Annotated in this window: 7 protein-coding genes; 4 read left to right on the top strand and 3 right to left on the bottom strand. The window is 64.2% G+C overall.

What is annotated here, in order from left to right; all coding sequences use genetic code 11:
• Positions 1-5 precede the first annotated feature (5 nt).
• From PRtIB026_RS04225 to PRtIB026_RS04215, 3 genes are all read left to right on the top strand, one after another.
• Positions 6-1148 carry an ankyrin repeat domain-containing protein gene (locus PRtIB026_RS04225; protein WP_203648746.1) on the top strand — a complete coding sequence of 381 codons (1143 nt, stop codon included), beginning with the start codon at positions 6-8 and terminating at the stop codon, positions 1146-1148.
• Positions 1149-1187: 39 nt separating this feature from the next.
• Complete coding sequence (locus tag PRtIB026_RS04220; RefSeq protein ID WP_050703356.1) at positions 1188-1853, top strand: hypothetical protein; 666 nt, start codon at positions 1188-1190, stop codon at positions 1851-1853.
• 150 nt (positions 1854-2003) lie between these two features.
• Positions 2004-3671, top strand: coding sequence for an FMN-binding glutamate synthase family protein (locus PRtIB026_RS04215; RefSeq protein WP_203648748.1), 1668 nt, complete (start codon positions 2004-2006; stop codon positions 3669-3671).
• A gap of 30 nt (positions 3672-3701) precedes the next feature.
• Here the strand turns inward: PRtIB026_RS04215 and PRtIB026_RS04210 are convergent, their stop codons facing one another.
• Positions 3702-5021, bottom strand: a complete 1320-nt coding sequence (locus tag PRtIB026_RS04210) for an OprD family porin (protein ID WP_203648750.1) — start codon at positions 5019-5021, stop codon at positions 3702-3704.
• Positions 5022-5676: 655 nt separating this feature from the next.
• On the opposite strand from PRtIB026_RS04210, the gene PRtIB026_RS04205 reads away from it, so the two are divergent.
• On the top strand, positions 5677-7767 hold the full coding sequence (locus PRtIB026_RS04205) for a TonB-dependent receptor (RefSeq protein ID WP_203648752.1): 2091 nt from the start codon (positions 5677-5679) through the stop codon (positions 7765-7767).
• Between the two features lie 629 nt (positions 7768-8396).
• Here PRtIB026_RS04205 and aguA read toward each other — a convergent pair.
• Together aguA and PRtIB026_RS04190 are read right to left on the bottom strand one after the other, a co-directional pair.
• Entirely contained in the window at positions 8397-9503 is a 1107-nt protein-coding gene (gene aguA / locus PRtIB026_RS04195; protein WP_028689184.1) for an agmatine deiminase, read from the bottom strand.
• 244 nt (positions 9504-9747) lie between these two features.
• Complete coding sequence (locus tag PRtIB026_RS04190) at positions 9748-12648, bottom strand: aminotransferase (RefSeq protein ID WP_203648754.1); 2901 nt, start codon at positions 12646-12648, stop codon at positions 9748-9750.
• Between the last annotated feature and the right edge of the window lie 106 nt (positions 12649-12754).

The following is a 12754-nucleotide window of genomic DNA, read 5'->3' as shown; positions in this document are numbered from 1 at the left end:
ATTTGATGATCGGTTGGCAACAACTCTACGAAAAGCATGAGACCAAGCTCGACCGCCTCTACGACGATGTAGAAGAAGGCAAGCTGGAGCGGCTACGTGCGTTCGCACAGAAATACCCCGAGCTTCTGGTGCTGCCCCGCTATGGTGAAGCCGACGAGGAGGGGCTGCTGCACATGGCCGCTCGGGCCGGACAGGCGGCGAGCTGTGGCCTGCTCCTGGAGCTGGGCCTGGCGCCGAACCAGCCGTATGTAGACGAGGGTCATGCCAGTGCTCTTGAACTGGCAGCCAGCGAAGGGCACCTTGAAACCTGCGTTTGCCTGCTCGATGCCGGTGCCTGGGTCGACGGCCTGCCACTAAGCGTCTGCCCACCGCTATACGCAGCGGCCCAGTCGGGCCACAACGAGGTCGTTGCACTGCTGCTGACACGAGGCGCACAGGTCAATCGCCTGCACCGACGCGCCAATGACAGCGCACTGGACGCTGCGCGCGAATGGGGGCATCAGCGCACGGTCGATCTGCTGCTCGAACACGGTGCACGCAGCATCAACGATGTCGAGGACGCCGATGCCGAAGGCGCCGGACAGGCCATTGTCACCTTTGTGCACAATACCGCTGGGTGGGTCCTGCCTACCGCGTTCTGCCCTCCCAGTGAAGACCCTCGCGGCACGCTGCATGTCAGCCTGATCGATGGCAAGACCGACCACAAGCTGCTGTTCACCATCGGCCTGTACCAGGTTGCCCCGATGACCGAGTTGTTCCTCTGCCTGCCAGGTGACTGGGCACTGCCCCAGGCCGGATTGCCGGTGCCAGACGCCTGGTGTTTTCCAGTAGGAATGCTGGCACGCCTCGCCGCCAGAACCTTCGAGCAGGGCCCGGTGGCCGAGGGCATGCTGTTCCAGCGTGACGATCCACAGTTTGCCGACCTGCACTGGCCTTGCGCGGTGGATGCGCTGTTGGCAGTGGACAAGCCCTGGAACAAGCATGGTGAAGGCGAGCGGATTCCCGAACGTGAGAAGGTCACCCTGCTGACCCTGGCACCGGTGAAGTTCACCGGCAAGGGTGCTCCGACCGCCAAGGCCCTGGCCGCGCTCATCGAGCGTAAACGCAAGGCGAGCTGGAAGGTCCTGGCGCTGGAGACGCCGATCTGAAGTGGAACAACCCGTAAGACACAAAGGATGCTATTGACCATGACCTCGCAAAAAATCGTGCTTTCCGGCCAGGATCACGGTCTGGGCCAGATCGGCGGCGGCGCCCGTCTCAAGGATGCCTCGCTATGGCCACGAAGCCCGGACACTGATGAGCCGATGACCCCGCTGCTGACATTGAGCGACCGCTTCCTGCCCGTCACCTTCATTCCACCCGGCATGGCGATCACGGTGTTCATCACCGCGCGTCAGCAAGACGGCGCCTTCAACCGGTCCACCCAGCGCCACTACACCGTCAATCAGCAGAGCGAGCTCGACGAAAAGCGCGCCAATCGTTTTGCCCGGGTCATCCTGCACGAGCTGGCCGACCAGTCGATCGCCCCGCCCGCCGCGGCCTTACTGCTGGACCGTGCCTACATTCAGTTCGAACCCTTCAGCGATGAGGAAGAAGAACAGGAACTGGAGGACGAGGACAGCGGTATCGACCTGAGCAAGCCCGTCGGCAGGCCTTGCTGGCTGCAGGACCCGATCTACGAACCCCAGCGCTTCCTGTTCCTGATGCAACTGCTCGACAGTGATGTGGCCGCCGCCAGCCGGCAGCACGTGGGATTGTTCTCGGACGGTATCGGCTACCTGTATGTCGACAGGCAGGCACGGCGCGGCAAGCAAGGCGATGAAGCCGGCTTCTTCTTCATCCAGTTCACCTGATTGAAGACCGGGGCCCTGGCTACAGTCAAACCTGGCCATGTGCTCTCCAGGCAATTCCGCGTCGAGTAACAGTCTTTTACCGAAACCCCAGGTTTTCCCCCCGCAGCCTTTGCCTATCCTAGGCCGGGTCATCCCGCCTGCGATGGACCCATGAAAGACTCGCTCCCCAGCCGCTATGCCTGCCTGTTCCTGTGCCTGGCCTTCACGATCACCAGCGTCCCGTTCCTGCTTGCGCACACCTGGCTCTGGCCCTTCACCGTCATCAGCGCCCTGCTTAGCCTGGTCGGCCTCAACGACCTGCGCCAACGCCACCACGCCGTGCGCCGCAACTATCCGATCCTGGGCAACATCCGCTACCTGATCGAAACCATCCGCCCGGAGATCCGCCAGTACCTGATCGAGGGCGACGACGACAAGCTGCCGTTCTCCCGCGCCCAGCGTTCGCTGGTCTACGCCCGGGCCAAGAACGAAAGCGCCGAGAAAGCCTTCGGCACCCTCAACGATGCCTACAAGCCGGGCTTCGAGTTCATCAGCCATTCGATGCTGCCGGTGCCGATGGCCGACCCGGCCTCGTTCCGCATCCGCATCGGCGGCCCGCAGTGCCGCCAGCCGTACTCGGCGTCGATCTTCAATATCTCGGCCATGAGCTTCGGCGCCCTCAGCGCCAACGCCATCGCCGCGCTGAACAAGGGCGCGCGCCTGGGACGCTTCGCCCATGACACCGGCGAGGGCAGCATCAGCCCCTACCACCGCGAACACGGCGGCGACCTGATCTGGGAAATCGGCAGCGGCTATTTTGGCTGCCGTACCGAGGACGGCCACTTCGACCCCGATCGCTTCGCCGAACAGGCCCGCGCGCCACAAGTGAAGATGATCGAGATCAAGCTCAGCCAGGGCGCCAAGCCGGGCCATGGCGGGATTTTGCCGGGGCACAAGGTCAGCGCCGAGATCGCCGCCACCCGGGGCGTGCGCGAAGGCGAGGACTGCATCTCGCCGGCCGCCCACAGTGCCTTCAGCACACCGCGGGAGCTGCTGCAGTTCGTCGCCCGCCTGCGCGAGCTGTCCGGCGGCAAACCGGTGGGTTTCAAGTTCTGCCTGGGCCATCCGTGGGAGTTCATGGGCATCGCCAAGGCCATGCTGGCCACCGGCATCACCCCGGACTTCATCGTCGTCGACGGCAAGGAAGGCGGCACTGGCGCGGCGCCCCGGGAGTTCTCCGACAACATGGGCGTGCCGCTGCGCGAGGGCCTGATGTTCGTGCACAACACCCTGGTGGGGCTGAACCTGCGCGAGCGCATCCGCATCGGTGCGGCGGGCAAACTGGTCAGCGCCTTCGACATCGCCAGCGTGCTGGCCATCGGCGCGGACTGGGTGAACTCGGCGCGGGGCTTCATGTTCGCCATCGGCTGCATCCAGTCGCAGAGCTGCCACACCAACAGGTGCCCCACCGGGGTGGCGACCCAGGACCCGCTGCGCCAGCGCGCCTTGGTGGTGCCGGAGAAAGCCGAGCGGGTCGCCAGCTTCCACCGCAACACCCTGCATGCCCTGGCCGAGATGCTTGCCGCCGCCGGCCTGGACCATCCCTCTGAACTCAAGCCCAAGCACCTGGCGCGGCGTATCAGCGCCAGCGAGATCGGCCTGTTTTCGCAGCTGCACACCTTCCTCAAGCCGGGCGAGCTGCTCAGCGGCACGATCGACAGCGAGTTCTATGCGCGGATGTGGCGGATGGCACGCAGTGACAGTTTCGCGCCGGAGACGGGGGAAATCGAGGTGGCGGCGGCGGTCAACGTGCGCCGAAAAGAAACAGCCCCGGCATAGGCCGGGGCTGCGGGTGACGCGGGAACAGGATCAGAAGATGCTGATCGGGTACTCGACGAATACGCGGACTTCGTTGCCGTCGTCGTTGTAGCCGTTCTGCTGGACAGCATTGTTGGTCCGCAGGAAGGAGCTACGCAGTTTGACGGACAGGTCCTTGGCCGGGCCTTCCTGAACCACGTAACGGATCTGGTTGAAGATCTCGCGCTCTTTACCTTCACCGAAGCCTTGTGGGGCGCCGACTTTACGGGTGTTGATGTTGTCACCCACTACATAGGCGAACTTGTAGGTCAGGCCCGGTACGCCGAAGGCGCCGAAGTCCAGACCGTAGCCCAGCTGCCAGGAACGCTCGTCCTCGGCGTTGAAGTCGGACCAGTAGGAGTTGGCCAGGTAGATGGTCGAACCACCGTCACCCACACCACCGTCGTTCTGGTACCAGCCGTAGTTGTAGCCGGTGCTGCCGGTGCTGCGCTGGTGCGCCAGGGTGAACGAGTGCGGGCCGTAGGCGTAGGTGGCGGCCAGGCTCCAGATGGTGTTGGAGTCGCCGTTCAGCTTGGCGGCACGCACGTACTTGTTGTCGATGTCCGACTTGTAGCCGTTGAAGTCCAGGGTCAGGGACTGGTCGCTGGCGATCGGGAAGACGTAGTTCAAGCCCAGGTAGTGCTTCTTCATCACGTCTTCGTTGTCGGCGGTGTACAGCGACGCGGTGAAGTTGTCGGTGAACTTGTAGCTGCCGCCGAGCACGTTGATCGACTTCAGGCCGCCGCCATCACGGCGCTCGGCGCTCTTGCGGGCTTCCTGGGTGAAGCGGCCGGCGTTGATTTCCAGGCCCTTGATCTCCTTGGAGGTGATCATGGTGCCGGTGAAGCTTTCCGGCAGCAGGCGGCCGTCATCGTACTGCAGTACCGGCAGGGCCGGCATCTGGTCACCGTACTTGAGCACGGTGTTCGAAACACGGAACTTCACCGCAGCGCCACCACGGGCCAGGTTGTGCGAAGCGTTGGTCTTTTCACCATCGAAAGTGGGATCGGAGCGCTTGAAGAAGTCGACACCGCCACCCTGGTTACGGCCTTTGCCGCCATCCAGGCGCAGGGCGTACAGACCGAAGGCGTCGACACCGACACCGACGGTGCCCTGGGTGAAACCGGAGGAGAAGTTGGCGATCACACCCTGGCCCCACTGGGACTGGTCGTTGGTGTGGTGCTTCTTGTCACGGTTGATGAAGGCGTTGCGCAGCAGGACGTTGGCGTGGCTGTCCTCGATGAAGCCCTTGCTTTCGGCCTGCTCATTGGCCTGTGCCTGGGTCGCGGCGATCATCGCCAGCGCGACCAGGCTGATCCTGGTTTTCAACATGTTATTTTCCTTATTTCGTATTCAAAAACGCTCTGCATTAGAACGCCAGGAACCAACGCCCCTTCGTAGGTTCGACGCTATGCGGATCCAAGCCGAAAGGCCCGCCAATGGTCTGCAACGGGCCTTGCAGCCGCATGGCCAGATCATGGCCAGCAGGCGTAGAGCCCGAATCCTAGCCCTGCCTGCTTATACATGTCAAAAAAACGTGAAATGCAGGTTGATATAACCAAAAACTAGGTCAGTGCTGGTGCATTTCCATGCATATCTGCCGTGGGTCAGCGCAAATTTGTCTCTTTTGTGGAAAGCGGGCGAAATCCATAAAACCGTCATACGACCGTACTTCCGCAGGCCTCTCGATACCCTGTCGGAAATTGCCCTGAGCAGCGTGGGAGCGGCGGTGCGACTTGCCCCGCGATAAGGTCGGCAATGCCCTCATCACCGTCCAGCCAGGGCGCCATCGCGGGACAAGCCCGCTCCTACAGGTCATCCCCGTGCGCATCTGCATGAATATCAAGACAATTCAAAATCAATCCGAATAGATAGCAACATTTTGAAACATATGTAAAGACAACCCTTTACAAATGTCGATGCAACAGTAAATAGCAAGCATTACCATTCGCGCCCAATTTCTCACTCCATTCCTTGGACGCCTTCGATGCCTGCCCCCTGCCGCCTTTCCCCCCTGACCCTGGGCCTGTCACTGCTGTTCAGCGCCGGCCTGGCCAGTGCCGCCACCACGACCCTGCCGGAAACCTCGGTGACCGCCGACAGCACCCGCGAAGAGGACAACCCGCGGGTCAAGGACGTGACCACCGCGACCCGCACCTCGACCCCGGCGCGCTATGTGCCGCAGGCCATCGACTCGGTGAAGACCCGCAACGTGCTGGACTACGGCAGCAGCAACCTGGGCAAGGCGCTGGAAGGCATCCCCAACGTCAGCAGCGGCGCCGACACCCGCTTCGACAGCCTGCGCATCCGCGGCTTCGACGCCAGCAACGACTTCTACCTGGACGGCATCCGCGACGACAGCCAGTACACCCGCGACCTGCACAACATCGAGCGGGTCGAGGTGCTCAAGGGCCCGGCGGCGGTGCTCTATGGCCGTGGCAGCCAGGGCGGCATCGTCAACCGGGTGAGCAAGGCGCCGGAGCACGGCCGCCGCTCGAGCATCGAGGCCCAGGGCGGCAGCCAGGACCTGCGCAACCTGTACGCCGACCTCAGCGCCGACCCCAGCGACACCCTCAGCCTGCGCCTGAACCTGGGCAACGAAGACAAAAACAGCTTCCGCGACGGCATCGACGGCAACCACCGCCAGCTGTTCGCGCCGTCCATGAGCTGGCAGATCACCCCCGAGCTGAACTGGCTGGTGCAGTACGAGTACAGCCGCTACGACCGCACCCCTGATCGCGGCATCCCCGGCAACCCGCTCACCGGGCGCCCGGCCGATGTCAGCCGCAAGACCACCTACGGCGACACCCAGCGCGACTACATCAACGACCGCGCCGAATCGCTGCGCTCGCGCCTGAACTACGAGCTGAACGACCAGTGGCAACTGCGCCACACCTTCAGCCTGTTCACCCTGGAGAGCGACTTCGACAACACCTACCTGACCGCCTACCGCCCGGCTGCCGGGCTGGTGGATCGCCAGCGCTGGCAACAGGACCTGAGCACCCGCAACCTCTACAACACCGTCGAGCTGGAAGGCCATGTAGAGACCTTTGGCCTTGAGCACACGCTGCTGGTGGGCCTGGAAATGGGCGAGCAACGCCGCAACTCGCTGCTGCACCAGGGCGTCGGCGTGCCATCGGTACCCGTGCAGGGCTCGACGGCCGGCCAGCAGCACAACGGCACGATGCGGGTGTCCAGCAACAACCACACCGACGTCGAGAGCACCGGTATCTACCTGCAGGACCAGATCCGCCTCAACGACCAGTGGCAACTGCTGGCGGGCGTACGCTTCGACCAGTTCGAGGTGGACACCACCAACAAGCTGCGCGACATCTCGGAAAAGCAGAAGGACAACAGTTTCAGCCCGCGCATCGGCTTGGTGTACACGCCCTGGCAGGACCACTCCTTCTATGCGTCCTGGAGCAAGACCTACTCTCCGGTCGGTGGCGGCCTCATCGGCATCACACCAGGCGCTGCCGGCAACACCAACCAGACCGACCCGGAACAGACCCGGCAGAAGGAGATCGGGGTCAAGAGCGAGTGGTTCGACGAGCGTCTGAGCACCACCCTCGCGATCTACGAACTGGAACTTTACAACCGCCGTACCCGCGACCCGATCAACCCGGAGCTGATCCAGCTCAGCGGCCTGCAACGCTCGCGCGGCATCGAGCTGACCGCTACCGGCAACGTGGTGGGCAACTGGTATGTGCGCGGCGGCATCGGCCTGCAGGACGCGACCATCGTCAAGGACAACAACGGCCAGCAGGGCAACCGCATCAACGACGTGGCCAAGCGCAACGCCAGCCTGTTCGTCACCTGGAAACCGGAGCTGGGTTGGTACGCCGAAACCGGCCTGACCCTGGTCGGCGACCGCTACGCCGACAACCAGAACACCGTGATCCTGCCGGGCTATGGCCGCTGGGACGCGCTGGCGGGCTACCGCACTCATGACTGGGATGTGCGCGCGGCGCTGAGCAACATCACCGACAAGACCTACTACAGCTCGGCCACCAGCGCCGCGCAGATCCAGGTGGGCGATCCGCGCAGCCTGGTGGTGACCGGGACCTACAGCTTCTGATCGTCAAAGGCCATACGCCGTCCGTGTAGGAGCGGCCTTGCCGAGGCGTCGGACCGGCCGGAAAGGGCTGCGAAGCGGCCCCAGGATTTCAGCGTTCATGCAAGATCGCCGGGGCCGCCTTGCGGCCCTTTCGCGGCACAAGGCCGCTCCCACACACAGGGGATGTGTACTTCTGCTGCACGCCTCACAAACGAAAACGCCACCGCAGATGCGGTGGCGTTTTTTTCTGCGACGGGTTCCTTCCCGATCAATGCCAGACAGCCAGCAGAGCTTCGAGCTCTTCCTCGCTGATCAGGCCTTGAGGGTATCGCCCATCCAGCAGGCGTCGTGGGTCGGTCGTCCTGACCCGATTGTCTCCATGACGTTTCAACCACTGAGCCAGGATTCTGAGCGATCGGTGGCTGGCTGCCGCTGCGGGCAAAGCCGACTCACTTGCTGCGTTCATTTCCTCACGTACTCCCCGGGCCTAGTGAGCGGCTAAGGTACTTCAGGCGCGTTACAGAATGGCGTAGGTCCATTCGTCTGAAGCACGAGGAAAAATCAATACAATTGCTGTGCCATGCCGCCCGACCGATTATCGCGAGCATAAAAAAACCCGTCATCCGACGGGTTTTTCACTCATTGGCCGATCAACGTTTTACCGGTGCCGGCTGCTGCTGGGTCAGGCAGTGGATATTGCCACCGCCCAGCAGCAGCTCGCGCCCCGGGATCATCACCACTTCGTGATCCGGGAAGACCTTGGCCAGGATCGCCCGGGCCTGGGCATCGGCCGGGTCGTCGAAGCTCGGGGCGATGATGCCGCCGTTGACGATCAGGAAGTTCACGTAGGAACCGGCCAGACGCACCGACGGGTCACGCTCCTGGCTGCCCACCACATGATCAACGCCGTCGCATTCTGCCTGGGTGGCATACAGCGGCCCCGGGATCGGCATCTTGTGCACCACGAACTCGCGCCCTTTGGCGTCACGGGTGTTTTTCAGCACCTCGTAGGCGGCATGGCAGCGTGCATAGTTGGGGTCATTGGAATCATCGGTCCAGGCCAGTAACACTTCGCCGGGGCTGACGTAACAGCAGAAGTTGTCGACGTGGCCATCGGTCTCGTCGTTGTACAGGCCGTCCGGCAGCCAGACGATGGTCTCGACCGCCAGGTGCTCGCGCAGGATCTCCTCGATCTGCTCGCGGTTCAGGTGCGGGTTGCGGTTACGGTTGAGCAGGCACTCCTCGGTGGTGATCAGGGTGCCTTCGCCGTCGACGTGGATCGAACCACCCTCGAGCACGAAACCTTCGGTGTGGTAGCGCTGCACGCGCTCCATTTCCATGACCTTGGCGGCCAGCTCCTCGTCGCGGTTCCAGGGGGCGTACAGGCCACCGTCGAAGCCACCCCAGGCGTTGAAGCCCCAGTCCACGCCACGCACTTCGCCATGGTCGTTGATGACGAAGGTCGGCCCGGTGTCGCGCACCCAGGCGTCATCGTTGCTGATCTCGACCACGCGGATGTTGGGCAGGTCGAGCTGGCGACGGGCGTTGGCGTACTGGCCGGCGGACACCGCCACGGTGACCGGCTCGAAACGGGCGATGGCCTTGGCCAGAGTCACGTGCGCGGCCTGCGCCGGCTTGCCACCCAGGCGCCAGTTGTCCGGGCGCTCCGGCCAGACCATCCACACCTGGGTCTGCGGGGCCCACTCGGCGGGCATATGGAAACCGTCGGCGCGGGGAGTCGAGTTGAGCGTTTTCATCGATGGCCTCTGATGGCAACTGTCGGTGGTCCAGGGCCCGCTGCGCGCGCCTTTCGCGGCACAAGGCCGCTCCTACAAAGAAAATGTGTGGGACCTGTAGGAGCGGCCTTGTGCCGCGAAAGGACCGCATCGCGGTCCCGGCTACGGTAAAGCGGACATTTATAAACGATAAATATCGACTTTAGAAGTTATCGACAAGACCGTTTTCGTATAAACGACGCACAAAATCCGATAAAAATCGATATCACAAACCTTCACCCAGGATCCGCTCCACGCTGTCGACAAAGTAGTCCACGCTGGCCCGCGTGGTGCACATCGGCGGTTTGATCTTGAGGATGTTCAGGTAGTCGCCGGTCGGCTGCATGAAGATCCCCAGGTCACGCAGGCGATCACACAGGATCATGGTCTCCTCGGTCGCCGGCTCCAGGGTCTGGCGATCGCGCACCAGTTCCAGCCCCAGGTAGAACCCGGAACCGTGGGCGGCGCCGGCTAGCGGATATTTATCGACCAATGCCTGCAGGCGTGCCTTGAAGTGGCGGCCGACGTCACGGGCGTTGTCCCACAGCCCTTCGTCGCGCATCACATCCAGCACCGCCATGCCGATGCGGCAACTGACCGGGCTGCCTCCGGCCGAGGAGAAGAAATAGCCCTCGGCCTCCAGTGCCTCGGCGATCTCGCGCCGGGTGATCACCGCGCCCAACGGCTGGCCGTTGCCCATGCCCTTGGCCATGGTGATGATGTCCGGCACCACGCCCTGCTCCTCGAAACCCCAGAAATACTCGCCCAGGCGCCCATAGCCGACCTGCACCTCGTCGGCGATGCACACCCCGCCGCGCTTGCGCACCTTGGCATAAGCCTCGCGCAGATAGCCCGGCGGCAACGAGATGCCCCCGGCGTTGCCGTACACCGGCTCGCAGATCATCCCTGCCAGCTGGCGGCCACGGGCGTCGAGGTCGGCCAGCTTGGCATCGACATCACGCAGGTAGTCGGCGGCGCTGTCGGCGCCCCGGTAGCGCCCGCGGAAGGTGTTCGGTGCCTCCACCGGGTGTACCCAGTCCGGACGGGTCTCCAGAGCCTGGGGGTTGTCGGCGATGGAGGTGGAGATCGCGTCGGTGGCCACCGACCAGCCGTGGTAGGCCTCCAGCACGCTGAGCAGGTCGCGCCCGCCGCTGTAGGCCCAGGCCAGGCGGATCGCCAGGTCGTTGGCCTCGGTGCCGCTGTTGACCAGGAACACCCGGTCAAAGCCTTCCGGGGCCACTTCCAGCAAGCGCTCGGAGAACTCGGCGATGGCCGCGTAGTGGAAGCGCGAGTTGGTGTTGAGCAGCGACCACTGGCGCGCCGACTCGGCGACCATGCGCGGATGGCCATGGCCAAGCACCGCGACGTTGTTGAGCATGTCGAGGTACGAGCGGCCCTGCATGTCGATCAGGTAGTTGCGCCAGCCGCGCTCGATATGTGGCGGCTGGGCGTAGTAATGCTTCTGCGAGCGGGCGAAGCTGGCATCGCGACGGGCCAGCAGCGCCTGCGGGTCGGCCAGCGGCTCGGCGTCGCAGTCAAAGCCCAGCAGGGAGCGCGGTGACGGGCACAGGGCCAGCCAGGCGGCGGCATGGGACGGGGTGGCGAAGAACGGTGGGCGGGTATCGGCATCCAGGCACAGCTGCACGCTGAGGAAGCCACAGGTCGCGCCCAGCGCCTGCCCCTTGAGCAGCGCCTGGCCATCGGCCGGCGTCTCTTCCAGGCCAGCGAGCCACAGGCTCCAGTGTGCGGTTCGCAGGCAGCCACGACCATCCCCGGTGCGCTGCCAGATACCGGCCTCGGGTGCTTGCAGCGCGCTGCCGGGCAGCAGGCTCAGCTCCACGCCCAGGGCACAGGTGGCCGGCTCTTCGGGCCGATCGATATGGGTTTGCGACAGGCGGTACTGCCCATGGAGGCTGCACGCCGGCCCCGGCTGGGCGGCGAGCAGGCGCTGGTCGAAGCCCGGCTGCTCCCAATTGCCCACCTCGCAGAGGGGGCTGAGCACGCCCAGGTCGACCCGGGCGACCGGCTGCCCGGCAAGACTCGGCAGCAACGCGGCGCAAGCGCTCATGTCCGGCGTCACGGGCACCTGGCCCGCCGCCTGCAGGATCGCCGCCTCCATCAGCGCGGCGGGCACGGCGCAGGCGGTGTCGAAGATCTCCCATTCATGGTCGATGTTGTCGCGGGTGTACTGGTTGTCCGGGTCGATCGCCAGCTGCTGCTCGCTACTGAGCACCAGCACCGCGGCGCGGTTCAGCACCAGCGGCCACAAGGCGCGCAGCTCAACCTCCTGCAACGGGTTCGCCGCGTGATAGGCGCTGACCGCTGGCAGGATGCGCAACGGGTCGCCCTCGGCATGATGCAACAAGGCGGCGCAGGTTACCGACAGGTCGGCGATGCGCCAGGTGCGCAGCAGGTCGCCGAAGTCGATGACGCCCTGCACCTGCCACTGCCGCTGGTCATCACGGGCCCAGACCACGTTGTCGTCGGTGATGTCCAGGTGCACGGCCTGGACCGGTAACTGCTCGACCAGCGGTTGCAGGCGAGTGGCTGCGAGCTCGGCGACCTGTGCCACCTGCTCGCGACGTCGGGCATCCTGTAACACCGGCAACAGGTACTGGATCAGCGCTTGAGCGTGCCGCGGGTCCCACTGCAGGGTGCGCTCCAGCCCTGGGTGATCGAAATCGGCCAAGGCCCTGTCGACCTTGGCACAGAGCGCCCCCATCCCGGCCATCAACCGCGGGGCCATGTGCTTGAGGCGGGTCAGCGGCTGACCGTCGATAAAATCGAGCAAACGCACGCGTAGAGCCTGGCCATCGATATCCAGCGCCAGCAGATCCTCGCCGTCGATGGCCCGTCGGACCGCAGGTACCGGCAATGCGCGTTCGCGCAGATGACCCAACGCGGCATGCTGGGCCTCCAGCTCCACCTTGGCGTAGCTGCCGTGACAGACCTTGAGCACATAACGCGCATCGCGGCCATCGACCTGGAAGTTCAGGTCCTGCTGGCTGCCCAGCGACTGCAGGTCTCCCTCCAGATCGTAATGCGCCCGCAGCAAGGCATGGGCCCGGGCCTCGCTGAGCGAAGGAGCGGGCAAGCTGGAGCGCTGGATCAGGGTGGAAAGCGGCATGGCGAAAAACCTCGTTTTTCTTGTATGACGCCACCAGGCAGGCAAATTGGCAAGCTGGCAGCGTACAATTGGCGTTTCGTCGCGCTGGACATGCAACCCGGCGCAT

Source organism: Pseudomonas sp. RtIB026 (genome assembly GCF_016861355.2).
Lineage (GTDB): Bacteria > Pseudomonadota > Gammaproteobacteria > Pseudomonadales > Pseudomonadaceae > Aquipseudomonas > Aquipseudomonas peradeniyensis.
Note: the sequence above shows the minus strand (reverse complement) of the source record. Positions and strands in the feature narration are given on the sequence as shown.